The sequence below is a fragment of the Pseudomonas sp. FBCC-B545 genome (assembly GCF_059134095.1).
In genome coordinates, this window is the sequence record NZ_CP101441.1 from 4,769,452 (window position 1) to 4,790,088 (window position 20,637).

General features: G+C 61.4%; 17 protein-coding genes. 9 read left to right on the plus strand and 8 right to left on the minus strand.

Annotation, left to right across the window (positions count from 1 at the left end; genetic code table 11):
• Nucleotides 1–203: 203 nt before the first annotated feature.
• Entirely contained in the window at nucleotides 204–1,301 is a 1,098-nt protein-coding gene (locus NMB39_RS22125; protein ID WP_494340569.1) for a PLP-dependent cysteine synthase family protein, read from the minus strand.
• A 213-nt stretch (nucleotides 1,302–1,514) separates the two neighbouring features.
• Between NMB39_RS22125 and nhaA the strand changes: the two genes are divergently transcribed.
• Nucleotides 1,515–2,690, plus strand: coding sequence for a Na+/H+ antiporter NhaA (gene nhaA / locus NMB39_RS22130; protein ID WP_057021944.1), 1,176 nt, complete (start codon nucleotides 1,515–1,517; stop codon nucleotides 2,688–2,690).
• A gap of 75 nt (nucleotides 2,691–2,765) precedes the next feature.
• Here nhaA and NMB39_RS22135 read toward each other — a convergent pair whose 3' ends face one another.
• From NMB39_RS22135 to dinG, 6 genes are all read right to left on the minus strand, one after another.
• Nucleotides 2,766–3,230 (minus strand): outer membrane lipoprotein, encoded by a 465-nt coding sequence (locus tag NMB39_RS22135; protein WP_003189251.1) that lies wholly within the window; start codon nucleotides 3,228–3,230, stop codon nucleotides 2,766–2,768.
• A gap of 265 nt (nucleotides 3,231–3,495) precedes the next feature.
• The gene (gene pdxH / locus NMB39_RS22140; protein WP_464005768.1) at nucleotides 3,496–4,143 is read right to left on the minus strand and encodes a pyridoxamine 5'-phosphate oxidase; all 648 of its coding nucleotides are present in this window, start codon (nucleotides 4,141–4,143) and stop codon (nucleotides 3,496–3,498) included.
• A gap of 27 nt (nucleotides 4,144–4,170) precedes the next feature.
• On the minus strand, nucleotides 4,171–5,316 hold the full coding sequence (locus tag NMB39_RS22145) for an OmpA family protein (RefSeq protein ID WP_124356076.1): 1,146 nt from the start codon (nucleotides 5,314–5,316) through the stop codon (nucleotides 4,171–4,173).
• A 143-nt stretch (nucleotides 5,317–5,459) separates the two neighbouring features.
• Nucleotides 5,460–6,605: a serine hydrolase domain-containing protein gene (locus NMB39_RS22150; protein ID WP_057021941.1), complete on the minus strand. Its 1,146-nt coding sequence runs from the start codon at nucleotides 6,603–6,605 to the stop codon at nucleotides 5,460–5,462.
• Between the two features lie 81 nt (nucleotides 6,606–6,686).
• Nucleotides 6,687–8,984 (minus strand): beta-galactosidase, encoded by a 2,298-nt coding sequence (locus tag NMB39_RS22155; RefSeq protein ID WP_494340056.1) that lies wholly within the window; start codon nucleotides 8,982–8,984, stop codon nucleotides 6,687–6,689.
• A gap of 88 nt (nucleotides 8,985–9,072) precedes the next feature.
• Complete coding sequence (gene dinG, locus NMB39_RS22160; RefSeq protein ID WP_043051579.1) at nucleotides 9,073–11,217, minus strand: ATP-dependent DNA helicase DinG; 2,145 nt, start codon at nucleotides 11,215–11,217, stop codon at nucleotides 9,073–9,075.
• A gap of 99 nt (nucleotides 11,218–11,316) precedes the next feature.
• On the opposite strand from dinG, the gene NMB39_RS22165 reads away from it, so the two are divergent.
• Nucleotides 11,317–11,781, plus strand: coding sequence for a CopD family protein (locus NMB39_RS22165; protein WP_043051578.1), 465 nt, complete (start codon nucleotides 11,317–11,319; stop codon nucleotides 11,779–11,781).
• A 502-nt stretch (nucleotides 11,782–12,283) separates the two neighbouring features.
• On the opposite strand, the gene NMB39_RS22170 is transcribed toward NMB39_RS22165, so the two are convergent.
• The gene (locus NMB39_RS22170) at nucleotides 12,284–13,042 is read right to left on the minus strand and encodes a hypothetical protein (RefSeq protein WP_057021938.1); all 759 of its coding nucleotides are present in this window, start codon (nucleotides 13,040–13,042) and stop codon (nucleotides 12,284–12,286) included.
• A gap of 186 nt (nucleotides 13,043–13,228) precedes the next feature.
• Between NMB39_RS22170 and NMB39_RS22175 the strand changes: the two genes are divergently transcribed.
• The 7 genes from NMB39_RS22175 to NMB39_RS22205 all read left to right on the plus strand — a co-directional run bounded on the left by NMB39_RS22175 (nucleotide 13,229) and on the right by NMB39_RS22205 (nucleotide 20,340).
• Nucleotides 13,229–13,726 (plus strand): DUF6231 family protein, encoded by a 498-nt coding sequence (locus NMB39_RS22175; RefSeq protein ID WP_306957289.1) that lies wholly within the window; start codon nucleotides 13,229–13,231, stop codon nucleotides 13,724–13,726.
• A gap of 4 nt (nucleotides 13,727–13,730) precedes the next feature.
• The gene (locus NMB39_RS22180) at nucleotides 13,731–14,201 is read left to right on the plus strand and encodes a YchJ family protein (protein ID WP_046071318.1); all 471 of its coding nucleotides are present in this window, start codon (nucleotides 13,731–13,733) and stop codon (nucleotides 14,199–14,201) included.
• A gap of 21 nt (nucleotides 14,202–14,222) precedes the next feature.
• Entirely contained in the window at nucleotides 14,223–14,705 is a 483-nt protein-coding gene (locus tag NMB39_RS22185; RefSeq protein ID WP_494340055.1) for an LEA/WHy family protein, read from the plus strand.
• Nucleotides 14,702–14,902 (plus strand): SEC-C metal-binding domain-containing protein, encoded by a 201-nt coding sequence (locus tag NMB39_RS22190; protein ID WP_046071316.1) that lies wholly within the window; start codon nucleotides 14,702–14,704, stop codon nucleotides 14,900–14,902. The genes NMB39_RS22185 and NMB39_RS22190 overlap by 4 nt, the downstream gene beginning before the upstream one ends.
• Nucleotides 14,903–15,059: 157 nt before the next feature.
• The gene (locus tag NMB39_RS22195; RefSeq protein WP_494340054.1) at nucleotides 15,060–17,501 is read left to right on the plus strand and encodes a penicillin acylase family protein; all 2,442 of its coding nucleotides are present in this window, start codon (nucleotides 15,060–15,062) and stop codon (nucleotides 17,499–17,501) included.
• 203 nt (nucleotides 17,502–17,704) lie between these two features.
• Nucleotides 17,705–18,709, plus strand: a complete 1,005-nt coding sequence (locus NMB39_RS22200) for a ligase-associated DNA damage response exonuclease (RefSeq protein ID WP_057021934.1) — start codon at nucleotides 17,705–17,707, stop codon at nucleotides 18,707–18,709.
• Nucleotides 18,706–20,340, plus strand: coding sequence for an ATP-dependent DNA ligase (locus NMB39_RS22205; RefSeq protein ID WP_494340053.1), 1,635 nt, complete (start codon nucleotides 18,706–18,708; stop codon nucleotides 20,338–20,340). The genes NMB39_RS22200 and NMB39_RS22205 overlap by 4 nt, the downstream gene beginning before the upstream one ends.
• The last annotated feature ends 297 nt before the right edge of the window (nucleotides 20,341–20,637 follow it).

Sequence of the window (20,637 nt, forward strand, 5' to 3'; positions counted from 1 at the left end):
CATCCCTGCCGGTTTACCCCCCAAATACCTGTCGAATTCCGGCCAGCGTGGTTTAACGGGGCGCCTAAGATCAAAAGCCAGATCAAGAGCAAGATCAAGAGCGGCTCGCTACGCATCGTGGTTACCGTCGGCTGCTACACAGTTGTGTAGATACCTATGGCTATCGGGGGCAAGCCCCCTCCCACATTTTGATTTGCGCCCGGTCAGATATTGGCGCGCAGGATGCTGGTCGGTAGAGACTCGCCCTGCTCTACGCTCGCAGCCACTGCCGTAACCAACCCATCCAACTCATAGCCCTGCCCCGCCAACCACTCCTGATCATAATAGGTCGTGGCATAGCGCTCGCCGCCATCACACAAGATCGCCACGATCGACCCCGACTCCCCCGCCGCTTTCATCTGTTGCGCGGCTATCAAGGCGCCGATCAGGTTGGTCCCGCTGGAACCGCCGACCCGTCGTCCCAAACGCCCAGCCAGGTAATGCATGGCCGCCAATGACAAGGCGTCTGGCACCTTGATCATCGCATCAATCACCGCCGGCAGAAACGATGCCTCGACCCGCGGGCGACCAATCCCTTCGATCCGTGAGCCACACTCCAGGCGCAGGTTGGCGTCGCCGCTCTGGTAGAAGTCGAAGAACACCGAACGTTCGGCATCGGCACACAGCACGCGGGTGCAATGCTGGCGATAACGCACATAACGGCCCAGCGTGGCGGTGGTACCGCCGGTGCCGGGGCTGGAAATCAACCAGCTGGGCTCCGGGTGCTGTTCAAAGCGCATCTGCTGGAAGATCGACTCGGCGATGTTGTTGTTCGCCCGCCAGTCGGTAGCACGTTCGGCATAGGTGAACTGGTCCATGAAATGACCACCACCCTCCTTGGCCAGGCGCTCGGATTCCGCGTAGATCTGCGTCGGATCCTGGACCAGATGACTCTTGCCACCATAAAAGGCGATCTGGGCGATTTTCTCCTGGGACGTGGAAGCAGGCATGACCGCAATAAACGGCAAGCCCAGCAGGCGGGCGAAGTAGGCCTCGGAAATCGCCGTGGAACCACTCGATGCTTCAACCACCGGGGCGCCCGGCTTGAGCCAGCCATTGCACAGTGCGTACAGGAACAGTGAACGGGCCAGGCGATGTTTCAGGCTGCCGGTGGGGTGGCTGGACTCGTCCTTGAAGTACAACTCGATGCCTGGCAACCCCGGCAGCGGCAACGGAATCAGGTGGGTGTCGGCGCTCCGCTGGAAGTCCGCTTCAATGATGCGAATGGCTTCGCGGGCCCAGGTACGGTGGTCGCTCATGATGGGTTCTCTAAAGGTTTTCAGTCTCGATCTTAGGATGTTTCCTACACTCCACACAGATACAGTAACGACTCAATTGGACACACAATTGCTAGTCTTTGGCGCGTCGACAACCCGGCCAGTTTCTTATAACAAATAAGAATATAACTTTTGTTTTAACAACTAACAGTACGGGTTAGGGTACCCACCTATTGAACCTGGAATGGAGAGCATCCCTTGCCTCTGCGTAGCACTTTCACCCGTTTTTTCCAGCTGGAAGCTGCCAGTGGCCTGTTGTTGATCGCCGCTGCCGCCTTGGCGCTGATCATTAACAACTCGCCGTTGTCGCATCTGTACAACGCCTTCCTCGAGACCCCGGTGGTCACACAGGTGGGAGCGCTGAGCATCGCCAAGCCGGCGCTGCTGTGGATCAACGACGGCCTGATGGCCCTGTTCTTCCTGTTGATCGGCCTGGAGGTCAAGCGCGAACTCCTCGATGGCCATCTGTCCAAGCCCTCCCAAGTGGTACTGCCCGGCGCAGCAGCCATCGGCGGCATGGTGGTGCCGGCACTGATCTACTGGGCGCTGAACAAGGACAACCCCGCCGCCCTCGCCGGCTGGGCGATCCCCATGGCCACGGATATTGCGTTCGCCCTGGGCGTGCTGGCCCTGCTGGGCAAGCGCGTACCGGTGTCGCTGAAGCTGTTCCTGATGACCCTGGCAATCATTGACGACCTCGGTGCCATCATCGTCATTGCGTTGTTTTACTCCGCCGACTTGTCCGGCGCGTCCCTGGCGGGCGCGGGGGCTTGCTTGATTGCCTTGATTGCGATGAACCGTCTGGGCGTGATCAAGCTTGGGCCGTACCTCATCGTTGGCTTGATCCTGTGGGTGTGCGTACTCAAGAGCGGTGTGCATGCCACGCTGGCCGGCGTGACCCTGGCGTTCTGCATTCCACTGCGTACCAAAAATGCCGAAACCTCACCGCTGCTGACCCTGGAACACGCCCTGCACCCGTGGGTGGCCTACGCCATCCTGCCGCTCTTCGCATTCGCCAATGCCGGGGTTTCCTTAACCGGCGTCAGCCTGGAAAGCTTCACCCACCACGTGCCCATGGGCATCGCGGCCGGCCTGTTGATCGGCAAGACCGTCGGTGTGTTCGGCCTGACCTGGCTGGCGATCAAGACCGGTATCGCCTCACTGCCCAGCGGCGCCAACTGGGGCCAGGTGCTTGGCGTGGCGATCCTGTGCGGCATCGGCTTTACCATGAGTCTGTTTGTCGGCTCACTGGCGTTTGTGCCGGGCGCCAGTGAGTTTGCCGGTGAAGACCGCATGGGCATTCTGACCGGGTCGATCCTGGCGGCCTTTATCGGGTACGCGGTGACGGCAATGGCGAGTCGCAAGAAAGCCTGACCCTCTGGGAAAACAGCATAAAAAAACCCCAACCGGTCACCCGGCTGGGGTTTTTCTTTGCCTGCTCGCTAGCGCTTAGCGGGTAACGCGGCTGGTACCGTCAACGGTCATGATGCGTACGCGGTCGCCGATGCGGAAGATTTCATTTTCCTGCACGGCTTGTACGTAGGCACGCATGCTGCCGTCGTCTTCGCGAACGGTGATTTCCACGCCCTGGGTACGGGTCAGGCCTTCTTCGGTGGCGGAGCCCAACAGGCCACCAGCGACCGCGCCGATCACCGCGGTGACGATGCTGCCACGGCCGCCACCGATGGCGCTGCCGCCAACGCCGCCGATGACTGCGCCTGCAGCGCCGCCGATTGGGGTCTTGGTACCTTCGATTTTCACCGGACGCAGGGATTCGATGGTGCCCATGCGCACGGTCTGTACACGACGCGCCTCATCGCGAGAGTACGAGTCGCCGGTCAGACTCGAGGCGCAGCCACCCAAGAGCAACGACAGGGTGGTAAAGCAGGCAACTAGTAAAACGGACTTACGCATAGCATCAACTCCAAAGGACAGGTATTCATTAAACGCTCTGGCTTGGCGCCTGTCACGGCAAGCCAGGCAAAAAATTGTTTTCATTCAGCCTGAGTACAGACTGCCAGCACCAGAAAACTCGACGAACGGTAACCACGGGTATGGCGCCGAACGATGCCATAACCTGTTTGACCAGTGTAGCCGCGCAGCCGAACGCGCCGAGGTCTCTTGATCAGGGACTCCAGCGCGATAGCTTTGATTCAGGCGGGATGACGAAAGGCGACGCTCAGGGCGCCAGGCGCTCGCGGGACCATTGAGCCCCTTGCAGGCGATAGTTGAGGCGGTCATGCAGGCGGCTGGCGCGGCCTTGCCAGAACTCGATGCGCTCGGGCAGCAAACGGTACCCACCCCAATGCTCAGGGCAGTCGGGCTGGGTATCGCTGAAACGCTGTTCAGTGGCCTTGAGCAGTTCCTGCAGTTCTTCGCGGTCACGGATGACCTTGCTCTGCGGGGAAGCCCAAGCCCCCAGGCGGCTGCCCAAAGGACGCACCTGGTAATAAGCGTCCGACTCTTCTGGGGTGACCTTGACCACGCGCCCTTCAATGCGCACCTGGCGTTCCAGGGTCGGCCAGAAGAAGGTCATGGCCGCGAACGGCCGCGCCGCGAGCTGTTCACCCTTGGCGCTTTGATAGTTGGTGAAGAAGGTAAAGCCCTGTGCATCCAGGCCCTTGAGCAACAGGATGCGACAATGCGGGCGACCGTCCTGGTCGACCGTCGCCAGGGTCATGGCATTGGCCTCCACCGGCGGCTGCTCGGTTTTCACCGCGTCGGCAAACCATTGGTGGAACAATGCAAACGGTTCATCCGGGGCCTGGGCCTCGCTCAAACCGTCCCGTGTATAGTCACGGCGCATATCAGCCAGTGCCTGGGTCATGCGGCTTTATCCTTGTGGTTCAACGGCTCAGTTTTTCGCCTGGTCGTTCGAAGCGGGTGCCGCAGCCTTGGCTTTGGCGGCAGCGGGTTTCTTCGCTGCCGGTTTGGCCGCAGCCTTTTTAGCCGCGGGCTTGGCGGCAGCTTTCTTGGCCGGGGCCTTTTTGGCTGGCGCTTTTGCCGCCGGTGCCGGGGCTGGAACGTCCTGCACGGCCACCATTTCAGCAACAGGCGGGGTCTTGCCCGAGTTGTACTTGCTCAGCAGTGCCAACATCGTTGTACGCTGAGTGAACATGATTTCCATGCGGCGATTCAGCGCACGGCCTTGATTGCTGTCGTTGGCGGCGCGTGGCATAAGGTCACCCATGCCACGCAGCATCAGGCGGTCCTGCTTCAAACCACTGAGGCTGAAAATCGACGCAATCGACTGCGCACGTTCCTTGCTCAACGCCTGGCTCGCCGGCGCGCTGCCGGTGGCGTCGACGTGGCCCAGGACCAGTACGGCAGTCTTTGGATCAGCTTCGACGGCCTTGGCCACACGGGTGAACGGGCCCAGGGTCACCGGCAGCAACATCGCCGGGCGCTTCGGGTTGTAGGAACCGTCGACCGGGGCAATCACCACCAGCACGTTGTCGCGACGCTCCAGTTGCAGGTTGCTGCCCTTGATGGCCTCGCGCAGGCGTGGCTCGTAGTCGTCCAGCCAGGCCTGGGTGATTTTCGGGTCAGGCATCTGCACGTTGGTCACGTCGACCTTGGCCAAGGGCTTTGGCTTGCTTTCGAACGGCCACCACCAGTGGGGCTCGGTGTCGGTCTTGGCGACCACAGGTGCCGCGTCCGACGTCGGGGTGGCGGCCTTGAGGTCGGCTTTCAGGTCAGCCTTGGCATCAGCGGCCTTTTCTTCAGCACTCTTGGTGGAGAACGGCCACCAGCTGTAACCGGTGTCAGCCTTGGCGGCCGGAGCCGGTGCAGCAGCAGCGGCGACGGGCTCAACAGGCTTGGCGCCTGCAGCAGGCTTGGCATCGGGCTTGGCGTCGGTTTGGGTCACTGCGTCCTTGGTCGCAGCCTTGTCCGATCCGAATGACCACCAATGCCCACCTTCGGCATCATTTTGTGGAGTTTGTGCGCAACCCGTAATAGTGAGGCACAGCGCCAGTGCCAAGGACTTGTTCGATAACATGAGATATCCACAAAATGAGAAAAAACCAGGGGGTCTCGTGACCCGTTAAACCGACGCTTAAAGAACATTTAAGTTACAACGTGTCGTTCAGCATCTTTCTTATACTTGCCTTTGTAACAAAAAATTGTGAAACAGCAAGAGGTTTATAGACAACCGGCCAATATTCCGACCAACTTCTGCGCACGCGGGTCCATAAGTACGTAAGGCCCCAGGGTATTAGTCACAAAACCGAATGCGACATCATGTTCAGGGTCGGCAAACCCGACTGAGCCGCCTGCCCCGGGATGCCCGAATGCGCGTGGCCCCAGGCCGAACGTGGCATTGGGCAACTGCGGTTGATCCAACATGCAACCCAGGCCGAAGCGGGTTTGGGTCAATAAGGTTTTGTCCAGCCCGATACTGTGTTCACGAGTCAATTGTTCGAGCATGTCGCTTTCCAGCAAACTACCGTCCAACAACCCACTATAAAACCCGGCCAGGCTACGTGCATTACCGTGACCATTAGCCGCGGGCTGCTGCATGCGTCGCCATTCGGGCTTGTTAGTGCTGGTCAGAATAGACGGTGGATTGGCAAATGCGCGTGTGGTCATTGCTGCGGGTTCGCGCATCATTACTTGAAGTAACCGCTGTGCCGCTTCATCGCCCATATTGCCTTTACTGCGGGCTACATGGGCAACACGATAAAACTCTTCGTCCGCAAGGCCCACATGAAAATCCAGCCCCAAGGGCCGTGCGACCCGCGCCACGATGGACTCCCCCGGCCCGCGCCCATCGGCACGGCGCAGCAATTCGCCGACCAGCCAACCATAGGTAATCGCCTCATAGCCATGCCCCTCGCCCGGTGTCCACCAGGGAGCCTCGGCCGCCAGGGTATCGACCATCAATTGCCAGTCGTAGAGGGCCTCGGTAGGCAGCATTTCGCGGATGGCCGGCAGCCCGGCCTGGTGACAGAGCAACTGGCGCAGGGTAATCGCTTCTTTGCCCGCCGCGGCAAATGCCGGCCAGTAATCGGCCACAGGCGCATCGAGCTTGAGCTTGCCTTCGGCCACCAGTTGCAGGGCGGTAACGGCCGTGAAGGTCTTGGTGCAGGAGAACAGGTTGACGATAGTGTCGCTATGCCAGGCTTCGGCCCCGTCCTTGTCGGCAGTACCGGCCCACAGGTCGACGACGGTTTGCCCGCCGATCTGGATGCACAACCCGGCACCACGTTCCTGGGGGTCATCGAACAGTGCGGCGAAGGCTTCGCGTACCGCTTCGAACTGGAGCTCGTAATGACCCTGAATCTGCACCTAAGCCGCCTTGAAAATACTGTAGGAAATGGTCGACATTGTTCCAGTCATTGTCGGTTTTGTGAACCCGTCAACGATGAATCAATGACCATTTCCAGAGTGCCCACCGGCCTGACCGGCGCCCTGCCCCGCGCCTTTGCCCGCTTGGGCTGATCGGCCACCTTCGTGCTCTCGCACGGCACCGGCCGCCTTGGCTTTCTCGGCCTCCTTGCCCAATTGGTCGACTGCCGCAAGATTACTTTTACGTACGCTGTCGACGAAACCCTGGAACGGCACATCGGTGATACCGACAAGGCCGAAGTGGCCGTTTTCACCATCCAGCAGGCGCCCGGTCACCGGCTGGTCGAGGTACTGGAACCAATGCACGCCGACAATCGACGGCTCGGCCATGGCCTGCTTGAGAAAGGCGCTGTACGCCGCGCCGCGGTCTTCTTCGCGGGCCAGTTGCGTCACGCCGCCCCAAAACGGGCCACGGTCGGCAGAGCCAAAGTTGAATTCGGTGATCAGTACCGGTTTGTCCAATGCGCGCAGGGCGGCGAAGTCATAACCGTCCTGGGGTTTGAGGGTGTACATGTTGAAGCTCAACACGTCGCAATACTGTGCGCACGACGCCACCGCTTCCGGGGTGCTCACTGCAAAACGGCCACCCAGCAAGAGTTGGTTGGGCGCGTGCCACTTCAGCGAGTCAGAGATGGTCTTGAAGTAGGCATCGGCAAACGTCTTCTGGAAATACTTGAAGTCGGCTTCGATTTCCGGGTGTTCCGGGTTGGGCATCGGTGGCTCGAAGCCAGGGTCTTCCATCAGCTCCCAGCCCGCCAAATGAATGCCCCAAGCTTTGGACAGGCCTTCTTCGTTACGGTATTTGTCGCGCAGTTGCTTGAGGAAGGCGCGTTTGGCCGGCACATCGGTGGTCATGCGCAAGGTGCCATAGGCCAGGGCGTAGCGGGACTTCGGATCGTCACCGGGGCCTGCCCAGGCCAGTTCGTTGTCGGCAAAGAAGCCGACCAACCACGGGTCATCGCGGTGATCGCGCGCGGCGATAGCCACGGCGCGTTCGGTGGCCATGGCAAAGCGTGGGTCGAACGGGTCGGGCATGCCGCCCCACCAGTCGGTGCCGGTGCTGATGCTGGCGTAGTCACCCACAATCGACAGCGGCAAGGTGTACGGCACGCGGTCGGCCGTGGCCAGGTCCGCATCGCTCCAGTTGCCTACGGTGTTGAAACCCCAGGCTTGCAGGCGGTCGAGGGTATGGGTGACCCAGCGCTTCTGGTCCAGACCTTCACCGCCATAAGTGCGTTGCAGGTTGGCGCCATAGAAATCGTACCAGCGGCCCGAGCCAAAGCCACGTCCTTCGCCGGCACCGTTGCCGGTGCGGTTGTCGCCGCTGCCGTAATACTTGTCGAAAGGTTCGCCGGCCTTGGGCAGCGCCGCGAACATCCATTCACGCCCCGCCACGTAGGTCTGGCTGTTGTCCGGCGTCACGGTATTGACGCCCAGGGAATAGAACGGATGGCCGTCCGGGGTCACCAGGTACCAGCGGCCATCGCGCTTCTCGGTGCGAAAAAAGCCGCTGGCGTCGAATGCCGGGCCTTTGTTCCAGCCGCCGTATGGGTCCAGGGAGGATTTATCTCGCTCGGCCAGCCAGGTCTTGAGCTGCTGCTGCTCCTTGGTAGCCGACGCCTTGAGCTGGTCATCGCTGCTGACCTTTTCCGGCCAGCGCGCGCGTGTGGACTGCCCATAGGCGTCGACCAATTCGCTGTAGGCGGCTTTCAACACCGGCTCGCTGTCCTGCACGCCGAAGCGCTCCAGCAGGATGCTTTGGGCGGCGTTGGGCTTGATCATCGACAGGGTCACCGAGACCACTTGGCTGCGGTCGATTTCCCCGGCACTACCGGCCAGCAACACCCGCTGGCCCTCCACGGTGATAGGCATAGGCGGGCCGGCCTTCATGCCCTGGCTCAGTGGCGAGTTGGCTTGCAGCGGCACCAGCAGGGTCTGGGCTGGGCCGGCCGGCAGGTCGACGCGGCTGACCAGGGTCTTGCCGTCGGCGCTCTGCACCTTGATGTAGAGAGTCAGCGCCCAGTTCATGGCGCTTTGGATACGCAGGCTCATGGCGCTGGATTGCGACCAGTCCCACACGCCGGTTTGCGGGCTGAGCACCAGGCTCGGCTCGGCCGCCGGGTTGAAGGTGATGCGGCGCAGCACCTCGCCTTCGGGCGTTTGTTCGGCGTTGTATTGCGGCAGGCTGGCGTCCTGGGTCGCCACCTTGACCACATCGGCAGGCCGGACAAAGTTGAACAGCGTTTGTTGCCCCGCTGGTGCGGCCATCAATGGCGCAGCGAACAGCAAGGCAAACAGGGCGGGCAGCGTGCGAATCATACGAACAAGGTTCTCCCAGACGGCCGATGAATGGCCTGATGATAGTGATGAGATAGACCACGAAGTGGGCGAATTCGCCCACGGTGGCTTAAGAAATTTCGCGCCTGAACGGCGGCAAGGCATTGAGGATAGCCTTGCCATAGCGCTGGGTGACCAGGCGGCGGTCGAGCAAGGTGATGGTGCCCCGGTCTTCCTCGGTACGCAGCAAGCGCCCGCAGGCCTGCACCAGCTTCAGTGAAGCATCCGGCACCGAGATTTCCATGAACGGGTTGCCGCCCCGGGCTTCGATCCATTCGGCCAACGCGGCCTCGACCGGGTCATCAGGCACCGAGAACGGGATCTTGGCGATTACCACGTGTTCGCAGTAGGCCCCGGGCAAGTCCACGCCTTCGGCAAAACTCGCCAGGCCAAACAGCACGCTGGAATCACCGCCATCGACCCGCGCCTTGTGCTTGTTCAGGGTTTCCTGCTTGGACAGGTTGCCCTGGATAAACACCTGCTTGCGCCAGTCGCGATCAAGGCCATCGAACACGTCCTGCATCTGTTTGCGCGACGAGAACAGCACCAGGGTGCCGCGGGAGCCTTCGACCAACGATGGCAGGTCGCGAATGATCGCCGCGGTGTGCGCCGCCGCATCCCGAGGATCGGCCTTGAGGTCCGGAACCCGCAGCACACCGGCGTCGGCGTGATGAAAGGGGCTGGGCACCACGGCGGTTACGGCCTTTTTCGGCAGGCCGGCGCGCATGCGGAAACGGTCGAAGGTGCCCAGGGCGGTCAGCGTGGCCGAGGTCACCAGGCAGCCGTAGGCCACGTTCCACAGGTTGCGGCGCAGCATTTCGGCGGCGAGGATCGGGCTGGCGTTGACCTCGATATCAAACAGCGCACCGCTTTCCGACAGCGTCAGCCAACGGGCCATCGGCGGGTTGTCTTCCGGGTCTTCGACGGTGAAAGCGGTCCACAGCTCCCAGTTGCCCTGGGAGCGGGACAGCAGGCTGCCGAACAGCGGGTACCATTCTTCAGCCTGGTTGCTGGCGATGCCGATATTAACCTCGCCATCCATGCCTTCCTTGAGCAAGTCGGTCAGGCGGGTGAACAGGTCGGTCAGGCGTGAAAAGCCCTTCTTCAACTCGATGCCCATTTCGCGCATGTGCTCGGGAATCATCCCACCGACAAAGCGGTGGCGCGGGCGCTCACGGCCCTCGACGTCTTCACCGGGCTTGAAGTCTGCGACCTGTTCGCAGGCGCTGAACATGAACTGCTGCTGGGTCTTGATCTCGCGCGCCAGTTCCGGCACCTGCTCGATCAGCTTGCCCAGGTCACCGGGCAGCGGATGCTGGGCCAGCAACTTGGTAAGGTTCTTGGCGGTGGTTTCCAGCCAGTCGGCGGTGGAACGCAGGCGTGTGTAATGGGCGAAGTGGCCGATGGCCTTGTCCGGCAAGTGGTGACCTTCATCGAATACGTAGAGGGTGTCGCGCGGATCGGGCAACACGGCGCCGCCGCCCAAGGCCAGGTCGGCCAGCACCATGTCGTGGTTGGTGACGATGACGTCAACCTTGCCCATGCCTTCGCGGGCCTTGTAGAAGGCGCACTGGCCAAAGTTGGGGCAATGGCGATTGGTGCACTGGCTGTGGTCGGTGGTCAGGCGCGCCCAGTCGGCATCTTCCAGGGCGGTGGGCCAGCTGTCGCGGTCGCCGTCCCATTTATTCCCGGCCAGCTTCTCGATCATGCTGGTAAACAGCTTCTGGCTGGCCTCATCGACCTCGATCTTGAAGCCTTCTTCTTCGAACAATGAGGCGGTGGCGGTTTGCGCGTGGCCTTCCTGCAGCAGGACGTCGAGCTTGGACAGGCACATGTAGCGGCCACGGCCCTTGGCCAGGGCAAAAGTAAAGCTCAAGCCGCTGTTACGCATCAGGTCAGGCAAGTCTTTGTAGACAATCTGCTCTTGCAGGGCGACGGTGGCGGTGGCGATCACCAGGCGCTTGCCGGCGGCCTTGGCGGTGGGGATCGCGGCAAGGCTGTAGGCCACGGTCTTGCCGGTACCGGTACCGGCCTCGACGGCCACGACCGCGGGTTCGCCTTCGCGGCGACCTTCGTCGTCGGTGTCGATATCCCCGAGGACTTTCGCCACTTCGGCGATCATCAGGCGTTGGCCGTAGCGCGGTTTCAAGCTCTTGGCTTCGAGAAAACGCGAATAGGCGCCCTGGATCGTGGTTTTGAGTTCAGTGCTGATCATGGATAGTCGGGCGCAAAAAACGCTGGATAAATTTTCAGTGGTTCGGATCGGCCGCTATCATACCCCGCTAATTAATCCCGCGCAGAACGGAGTACCACAATGACCGCGTTTAGCTTCGCTTACACCCTGCATGTACTGGCTGCCCTGATCTGGGTCGGCGGTATGTTTTTCGCCTGGATGATCCTGCGCCCCGCCGCCATGGCGGCCCTTGAGGGCCCTGCCCGGCTCAAGCTGTGGGCGAATGTGTTTCAACGTTTTTTTGTATGGGTGTGGGTGACGGTGCTGGTTTTGCCGATCAGCGGCATAGGCCTTTTGCACCTGCGCTTCAACGGTTTTGAGACTGCACCGCGCTATGTGCAGGTGATGATGGGTTTGTATCTGGTAATGACGGCGCTGTTTATCCGCATCCAGGCGTTGAAGTTCCCGGAGCTTCGCAAGGCGGTGGCGGCCGAGGATTGGCCAGCGGGCGCGGCTGCGCTGGGGCAGATTCGCAGGTTGGTGGGGATTAATCTCATCGTGGGGTTGGTAGTGGTGGCGATCGCTTCGGCTCGGCCGATGTTCTGAGGCGCGCTTATATCCCTATCTGGCTTAGGCACCTACACCACTTTATAGCAGTCAACGGTAACCACGATGCGCAGCGAGCCGCTCTTGATCTTGATCTTGATCTGCTTTTGATCTCAGGCGCCCCGTCAAACCACGCTGGCCGGAATTCGACAGGGATTTGGGGGGTAAACCGGGAGGGATGCCGGTTTAGCCGCCCCGCGCCATGGATGGCGCGTGGCGGCGGCCCCCCAAATCCCTGTCGGATTACGGGCACACCGAGCCTGGGCGAGGTGCCGAGTGGTGGGGCAAGAGCGTTTGGGTTACTTTTGCGCTTTTCAAAAGTGACCCGCTGTAAGAGCGGAACCAATAGTGGCCGTTGCCCAAATAACGGATATGTACTCGGTCTGATCCAACATTCTGGTCGGCTGTCAGGCCGCCATCGGGAGCAAGCCCCCTCCCACAGGTTCAGCGGCATAACCAAAGTTATGTAGATACATGCCCCGATAGCGTCAGACCAGGCGACTCAGAGCCGCTGAATGGTCACAGACCCTGCAGGCCCAGCCGGCCCCGGCTGCCCTTCCAACCCGGCCCGGCCCTTGTCGCCGCCATCAGCACGGTACACCAGGCACCCCTTCGACTGCCCACCCTTCCCGGGTTTGCCCGCTATACCTGCCAAACCGCCGGCGCCACCATCAACCCAGACCTTGATTTTGTCGCCAGGAAAGTCTTGCGGCAACTCCAGCCTTACACTCGCCCCCGAAGCACCCGGCAGGCCGTCGCCGCCGTTGTCACCGTTGGCCCCGCGCCCAGCCGAACCCCACGTACACCCCGGGTCCTCGCCGTTGGCACCATCGAGCCCCGCATACCCCTGGGCACCGGCACCGCCGCGGGCGTCCACAGACAATTCTTCAGCGCTAAGGTCGTTGATCCGCAAGATCAGGTCACGGCCAGCCTTGGCTGGTTTTTCATGGGTGCCAGGGGCCCCGCGTGAAGTGATCTGGCTACCGTGCTCCAGTTGCGCCTGGCGCACTTGCATTTGCAGCGCAGTATTGCCGGGGACAATGGCGATGCGTGCGTCGCGCCCCAGGTGCAGCTCCTCCACCGTGACCTGGCTGATAGTGGACGGAATCAGCAAAGTGCCGTAGTCCGCTACCTCCAGGCGCTCCAGTTGCAGCACGCTGGTGCTGCTGGGCAGGCGCATCAACGAGTTGGTTTCGACACTGACGCTCTGGGCCAGGGCAACGGGGCTGACCAACAGGGCCAGCAAAAAAACCTTACGCATCATGGGGCTCCTGAGTGTTTTCAAATTTTTCTTTGGATGCACAGTAACGACTTCTACAGGCGATTTGCCAGTGAAGGATCAAAAAACTTCCGATGAGACGGTTACTGGCAGATAGGTATCGACCGCCGCGCTAGGCCCACGCGCTCAGCCGCGCTAGTCTCTACGGTCTTGATGTGAGGATTTGCAATGACCGCTGGAATTTCTTCCCGTACGCCCCAGCAAGCCTTGGCTGCCTTGCTTGATCTTCAACGGCCAAAGCGCTTGCTGCTAGTGGGTGCCAGCCAATTCCCGGCGCTGGATGCCTTTGAGCAGGCCCATCCTGACACCCGGGTTTTCCGGGCAGCCCCAGGGCCGTTACCGCCAGAACTGGCGGCGCAGCGTTTTGACCTGGCGGTGGTGGTCGACTGCCTGGAGCACCTGTCAAAAGCGCAGGGCCTGACCTTGCTCGGCGGCATTCGCAACCTCAATGCCAGCCGCATTGCCGTGCTGGTCGATCTGGGCGCCTGCGACTGGAAGGAAACCGATTTTTTCTCCCTGGCCTTGCAAGCCGGCGAGCGCTTCCAGCGCGATGAGCAGGTCCTGACGCTGTTTACCTATGATCTGCTTGACTATAAACAGGTGCCGGACTGGCTCAACGCCCGCTTCTGGGCCAACCCGGAAAACTTCGGAAAGTATTGGTGGTAACCCGATGAGTACATCCATTTGCCCGTGCGGCAGCGGCAATCTGCTGGATGCCTGCTGCGGCCACTATCACGCCGGCCACCCGGCACCCTGCGCGAGCGCGTTGATGCGCTCGCGCTACAGCGCCTATGTGCTGGGCCTGGTCGATTACCTGGTAGCCACTACCCTGCCCGCGCAACAGGCCGGGCTGGACCGCGACGCCATCGCCGCCTGGAGTGCCCAGAGCACCTGGCTGGGCCTTGAGGTGGAAAGCTCAGAAGTGTTCGGCGGCCAGCCGGAACACGCCTTCGTCACATTTACCGCACGCTGGCATGACAGCAGCGGCGAACACAGCCACCGTGAGCAATCATCTTTCGTACAGAATGATGGGCGCTGGTACTTCATCGACCCGACGGTGGACGTGACGATCGGACGTAATGATGTATGTTTGTGTGGCAGTGGGCAGAAATTCAAGAAGTGTTGCTCCAGCTACCTCTAATCACTCGAAAGGGATAACGCCATGCTTCGGATATACAGCTTGATGCTGGCGTTGACCCTGGGCCTCACCGGCTGCGCGTCCTGGTTCGAAGACGATTCGCCTGCGCCCCACGTGTCCCTGGTCAAGGTCGAAGTGGTGCGGGCCAAGCTGCTGGAGCAGAAGTTCAAGCTGTACTTTCGCGTGGACAACCGCGACGACGCCGACCTGACGGTGCGTGGCCTGGTCTATAAGATCAGCCTGGGCAACCTGCTGCTGACCGAGGGCGAGTCCAACGAATGGCTGACCGTACCGCCGCGCAGTCATAAGTTCTTCCGGATTTCGGTACGCACCAACCTCTGGCCGCAGGTACGTGACGTGGTACAGATGCTGAAAAACCCTGACCAGCCCGTGCATTATCGCCTGGAAGGCGAACTGAAAACCGGATTATTCATCGGTAATGACGTGCAGGTCGCGCACAATGGCGAGATAATCCCCGGCGATTTTATTCCGGAGCAACATCGATGACTCAACAACCCCATGTCCATGGTCCTGACTGCAACCACGATCATGAGCACCATGATCACGACCACGGCCATGTCCACGGCCCGAACTGCGGCCACGCTCACCAGGAGCCCGTGCGCAATGCCTTGAAGGATGTGGGGCGCAACGATCCTTGCCCGTGCGGCAGCGCGAAGAAATTCAAAAAGTGCCATGGTGCATAAGCCACACTGAAGACCAAAATGTGGGAGCAAGCCCCCTCCCACATTGATTTGCACATAGCTTGAGCGCTCACGCAATTACACAACTCCTGCTTGCGTCGTATCGCCGCGCTCACTAACGTAGCGCCTTTACTGACGCTACCCCCGCAGGAGCTTTGCCATGGCCTCGCCAGCCCTCTTTCACTTTATTCCCCGGTTCGGCGTTGCCGCGGCAGTGGCCAGTGCCTTGGGCCTGGCCGGTTGCCAGCTCCAGAGCACCCAGGACACCCTTCCCCCCGTTGCAGGCGTACAGCCGATCAAAGGCCTGGCACAAAATGTGTCGGTGCGCCGCAATGCCCAGGGCATGCCGCTGATCGAAAGCAACACCTTCCATGACGCACTGTTCAGCCTCGGTTACGTCCACGCCAGCGATCGCATCACCCAGATGGTCACCCTGCGCCTGCTGGCCCAGGGTCGCCTGGCGGAAATGTCCGGGCCGCAAGTGTTGGATGTCGACCGTTTCATGCGCGCGGTCAACCTCAAGAAAAGCGCCGGCGAGCTGTACAACGCCTCGTCGCCGCGCCTCAAGCGCTTCTTTGAGGTGTATGCCCGGGGCGTCAATGCCTACCTGTTCCGCTATCGCGACAAACTGCCGGCGGACCTGGCCCAGAGCGGCTACAAACCGGAGTACTGGAAGCCGGAAGATTCGGCGCTGCTGTTCTGTCTGCTGAGTTTCAGTCAGTCGGGCAACTTGCAGGAAGAAATTTCGTCCCTGGTGCTGGCGCAGAAAGTCGGCATCGACAAACTCGCCTGGCTCACTCCAAGTGCGCCGGACGAAGCGATCCCGCAGGCCGAAGCCGACAAGCTCAAGGGCGTGAACCTGGGTCAGATCACCGGCCTCGCGGCGCTGGACACAGTCAGCCAGCAATTGAACAGCCTCAACGCGCTGGCGGTCACCACGTCAAGCAACTGGGCCATCGGCCCGCAACGCAGCCGCAGCGGCAAGAGCCTGTTGGCCAATGATATCGCCGCCCAGCCGCAAGCACCGTCACCGTGGAGCTACGTGCAGATTCGTGCGCCGAAATACCAGGCCGTCGGGGCTTCGATCGCCGGCCTGCCGACCCTGCTGTCCGGCTTCAACGGCAAGGTTGCGTGGAGCATGAGCGCGGTCAAGGGCGACACCCAGGACCTGTTCCTGGAGAAGGTCAAGCGCCAGGGCAGCGCGTTGTACTACGAGAACAACGGCAAATGGCTACCGGCTGGGGTGCGCAACGAAACCTTCTTCATCAAGGGTCAGCGCTCGATTCGCGAAGTGGTGTACGAAACACGCCACGGCGTACTGCTCAACAGCAGCCAGGCGCTCACCAGCGGGCTTGGCCTGGCCTTGCAAACCGCCGATTTCAAGGACGACAAGAGCCTGGATGCGTTCTTCGACCTGTCCCGTGCGCAGAACGCCGGCAAGGCGTCGGATGCCACCCGTGAGATCCGCGCCATCGCGTTGAACATGATCTTCGCCGACGCCAGCAATATCGGCTGGCAGGTCACCGGCCGCTTCCCCAACCGCCGCGAAGGCGAAGGCCTGTTGCCGTCGCCGGGCTGGGATACGCGCTTTGACTGGGACGGCTACGCCGATGCGATGCTGCATCCCTACGACCAGGACCCGGCCCAAGGCTGGATCGGCACCGCCAACCAGCGTACTGCGCCACGTGGCTACGGCATGCAGTTGTCCAACTCCTGGGACGCACCGGAACGTAGCGAGCGCCTGGCGCAACTGGCCAATGCCGGCAAGCATGACAGCCGCAGCCTGATCGCCATGCAATACGACCAGACCACGACTTTCGCCGCCAAGCTCAAGGGCATGTTCCAGGCGCCAGGCATGGCCCAGCCGCTCAAGCAGGCCATCGACGCCCTCCCGGCGGCGGATCGCGCCAAGGCTCGCGAAGCACTGGACCGCCTGCTGGCCTTCGATGGCCGTCTTGCGCCTGCTTCGGCTGACGCAGCGATCTACGAACTGTTCCTGCAGGAAAGTGCCAAACAGATCTTCCTCGACAAGCTCGGCCCGCAGAACAGCCCCAGCTGGACCGCCTTCGTCAGCAATGCCAGCCTGTCCTACTCGGCCATCGCCGATCATTTGCTGGGGCGTGAAGACAGCCCATTCTGGGACGACACCCGCACGCCGCAAAAAGAAGACAAACCCGCGATCCTGGCCCGCACCCTCGCCGCCGCCATCGGCTCCGGCGACAGCCAACTGGGCGCCGATCACAAGGCCTGGCAGTGGGGCAAGCTGCACAGCACCAGCTGGAAAAACACTAGCGGCCAGGTTATTCGCGGCCCCCTTGCCAGCGGTGGCGACCACAACACCCTGAACCCGGCACCGTACAGCTGGGGCCAGGATTTCAACACCACCCAAGTGCCGGCGCTGCGCATGATCATCGACTTCGGCCTGGCAGAACCGATGCTGGGCCAGGGTGGCATCGGCCAATCCGGCAACCCGGCCAGCCCGAACTATGCCAACGGCATTGACCCGTCGCTCAAGGCTCAATACCTGAGCTTCCCGATGCAGCCGCAGAACTTTGAAAAGGTGTATGGCAAGACAAGGCTGACCCTGACGCCGGGCAAGTAACCCGGTTTTCCCCAGCAGAAACCGAATCCAAATGTGGGAGGGGGCTTGCTCCCGATAGCAGTAGTTCAGTCAATGAATGTGTTGACTGTCACACCGCTATCGGGAGCAAGCCCCCTCCCACATTTGGATCCCATGCATTCAGATAGAACTTCTACACCCAGCCCCGCCTCATAACTAACAAGCCCATCGCCCACGGCAACTCCATGGACCTTGTCATCGCCCGCCCCGAAGGCCTCTATTGCCCTGCCGGTGATTTCTATATCGACCCCTGGCGCCCGGTGGAGCGCGCCGTGATCACCCACGCCCACGGCGACCATGCGCGCACCGGCAACCAGCATTATCTGGCCGCCGCGCCCGGCGAAGGTATCCTGCGCTGGCGCCTGGGCCAGGACATCAACCTGCAAACCCTGGCCTACGGCGAACGTTTGGAGCATCACGGCGTGACCTTGAGCTTTCATCCGGCCGGGCATGTGCTCGGTTCGGCCCAGGTCCGCCTGGAATACCAGGGCGAAGTCTGGGTGGCGTCCGGCGACTACAAAGTCGAACCCGATGGCACCTGCGCGCCCTTCGAACCGGTGCGTTGCCATACCTTTATCACCGAATCTACGTTTGGCCTGCCGATCTACCGCTGGCAGCCCCAGGCGCAGATTTTCGCGGGGATCAACGACTGGTGGCGGGCCAATATCGCCAACGGCAAGGCGAGCGTGTTGTTCTGTTATTCCTTCGGCAAGGCCCAGCGCATTCTCCATGGTCTCGACGCCAGCATCGGCCCGATCCTCAGCCACGGCGCAGTCGAACCGTTAAACCGAGTCTATCGCGAAGCCGGTGTCTACATTCCCGAGACGCTGTATGCCGGCGATTTCAAGAAGACCGACCCGTTGTTGCGCCAAGCACTGATCATCGCCCCGCCCTCCGCCGGCGGAAGCACCTGGATGCGCCGTTTCGGCGACTACAGCGACGCCTTCGCCAGTGGCTGGATGCGTCTGCGTGGTACCCGTCGGCGGCGTGGCGTGGACCGTGGCTTTGTGCTGTCGGACCACGCCGATTGGCCCGGGCTGTTGTGGGCCATCGAACAAACCGGTGCCGAACGGGTGATGGTGACCCATGGCTCGGTCGGCGTACTGGTGCGCCACCTGCGTGAAAAGGGCTTGGATGCCCAGGGTTTCAGCACCGAGTACGGTGATGACGAAGAAGAGGCTACGGCATGAAAGCCTTCGCCGAGTTGTACGCCAACCTTGACGCCACCACCTCCAGCAATGCCAAGCTCGCTGCGCTGCAAGCCTACTTCCTGCAAGCGCCGCCAGCAGATGCTGCATGGGCGGTGTACTTCCTCTCCGGTGGGCGGCCGCGGCAACTGGTGCCCACGCGCCTGCTACGGGACATGGCCACCGAAGCGGCCGGCATCGAACCCTGGCTGTTCGAAGAGAGCTATCAGTCGGTGGGTGACTTGGCCGAGACGATTTCCCTTCTCCTACCCGAATCCACCTACAGCTCCGAGGACGGCCTGGCGGTGTGGCTGGAAGAGAAACTGCTGCCCCTGCGCGGGCTTTCGCCCACGGACCTGGCCGAACGGCTGCCGGCACTCTGGGCGCAGTTAGACCAGCCGAGCCTGATGGTGTGTATCAAACTGATCACCGGCAGCTTTCGCGTGGGTGTGTCCAAACTGCTGGTCACCCGCGCCCTCGCCGCCATGGCCAACCTCGATAGCAAGCGCGTGGTCCAGCGGTTGGTGGGCTATACCGACTTGTCGAATCGCCCGACGGCTGCGGGCTATCTCAAGCTGATCGCTGCCGAATCGTCCGATGAGCATGCGCAACGAGGTGGGCAGCCGTATCCGTTTTTTCTTGCCCATGGGTTGGCCCAACCGGTGGCGCAATTCGACACGCTGCTGGGTTCGCCCGCCGACTGGCAGGTGGAATGGAAGTTTGACGGCATTCGCGCGCAACTGGTCAGGCGTGAGGGCCGCCTTTGGATCTGGTCCCGCGGTGAGGAGTTGGTGACTGAGCGTTTCCCCGAGCTGCACAGCCTGGTGAGTGGCCTGCCCGACGGCACGGTGATCGATGGCGAAATCGTGGTGTGGAAAGACTCGGTGCAACCCTTTGCGTTGCTGCAACAGAGGATTGGCCGCAAGACCCTGAGCAAAAAAGTTCTGGAGGACGCGCCGGTCGCGGTACTGGCCTACGACCTGCTGGAATTTCAGGGCGATGACTGGCGCAACCATATCCAGGCAGAGCGTCGTACACAGCTGGAACGCGTGATCGCTGAGTGCAACCAACCCGTATTGCTGCCCTCACCGCTGCTCGAGGGGCCAACCTGGGCAGCGTTGGCCGAGCAGCGCGAAGCCTCCCGCAGCCTTGGTGTCGAAGGCATGATGCTCAAGGATCGCCAAGGCCTCTATGGCGTGGGCCGCACCAAGGACATGGGCCTGTGGTGGAAGTGGAAAGTCGACCCCTTCAGCGTCGACGCCGTATTGATCTACGCCCAGCGCGGCCATGGCCGGCGCGCCAGCCTGTACAGCGACTACACCTTCGCGGTGTGGGATGGCCCGCCGGGCAGCGAGCGCACCCTGGTGCCGTTCGCCAAGGCGTACTCCGGGTTGACCGACGAGGAAATGCGCAGGGTGGACGCCATCGTGCGCAAAACCACGGTGGAAAAATTCGGCCCGGTCAGCAGCGTGACGCCAAGCATGGTGTTTGAACTGGGCTTTGAGGGTATCGCCCTGTCCAAGCGGCATAAGAGCGGGATCGCGGTGCGGTTTCCGCGGATGTTGCGCTGGCGGCAGGATAAGACTGTGGAAGAGGCTGACAACCTCGCCACTCTGCAAGACCTACTGACTTGACATAAATTCCCTGTGGGAGGGGGCTTGCTCCCGATGCAGGCTGTCAGCCAAGCATGTATTGACTGACACACTGCTATCGGGAGCAAGCCCCACATTGGAATCCCCACACGACCTGAAACAGTGCACCCATTTTCTGATGCTCATTTTCGGGCATCTCCTACACTCCGATTTGCCTTATCCCACCTTTTAAAAAGCCCATCCGGAACTATGGTGCAGAAATTGCTACTTGTGATCCGTCTGACACCGCTCAGTAACAGTCCTAAACGCGCCAAAAGCGCTTATCTTGGTTTCCAGGGA

Excerpts from the sequence above, each read along its gene's own strand:
- NMB39_RS22195 (WP_494340054.1), top strand. The coding sequence starts at position 15,060 with ATGGCCTCGCCAGCCCTCTTTCACTTTATTCCCCGGTTCGGCGTTGCC.
- dinG (WP_043051579.1), bottom strand. The coding sequence starts at position 11,217 with ATGATCAGCACTGAACTCAAAACCACGATCCAGGGCGCCTATTCGCGT.
- NMB39_RS22175 (WP_306957289.1), top strand. The coding sequence starts at position 13,229 with ATGACCGCTGGAATTTCTTCCCGTACGCCCCAGCAAGCCTTGGCTGCC.
- NMB39_RS22155 (WP_494340056.1), bottom strand. The coding sequence starts at position 8,984 with ATGATTCGCACGCTGCCCGCCCTGTTTGCCTTGCTGTTCGCTGCGCCA.
- NMB39_RS22185 (WP_494340055.1), top strand. The coding sequence starts at position 14,223 with ATGCTTCGGATATACAGCTTGATGCTGGCGTTGACCCTGGGCCTCACC.
- NMB39_RS22180 (WP_046071318.1), top strand. The coding sequence starts at position 13,731 with ATGAGTACATCCATTTGCCCGTGCGGCAGCGGCAATCTGCTGGATGCC.
- pdxH (WP_464005768.1), bottom strand. The coding sequence starts at position 4,143 with ATGACCCAGGCACTGGCTGATATGCGCCGTGACTATACACGGGACGGT.
- NMB39_RS22200 (WP_057021934.1), top strand. The coding sequence starts at position 17,705 with ATGGACCTTGTCATCGCCCGCCCCGAAGGCCTCTATTGCCCTGCCGGT.
- NMB39_RS22170 (WP_057021938.1), bottom strand. The coding sequence starts at position 13,042 with ATGCGTAAGGTTTTTTTGCTGGCCCTGTTGGTCAGCCCCGTTGCCCTG.
- NMB39_RS22145 (WP_124356076.1), bottom strand. The coding sequence starts at position 5,316 with ATGTTATCGAACAAGTCCTTGGCACTGGCGCTGTGCCTCACTATTACG.
- NMB39_RS22135 (WP_003189251.1), bottom strand. The coding sequence starts at position 3,230 with ATGCGTAAGTCCGTTTTACTAGTTGCCTGCTTTACCACCCTGTCGTTG.
- NMB39_RS22205 (WP_494340053.1), top strand. The coding sequence starts at position 18,706 with ATGAAAGCCTTCGCCGAGTTGTACGCCAACCTTGACGCCACCACCTCC.
- NMB39_RS22165 (WP_043051578.1), top strand. The coding sequence starts at position 11,317 with ATGACCGCGTTTAGCTTCGCTTACACCCTGCATGTACTGGCTGCCCTG.
- NMB39_RS22190 (WP_046071316.1), top strand. The coding sequence starts at position 14,702 with ATGACTCAACAACCCCATGTCCATGGTCCTGACTGCAACCACGATCAT.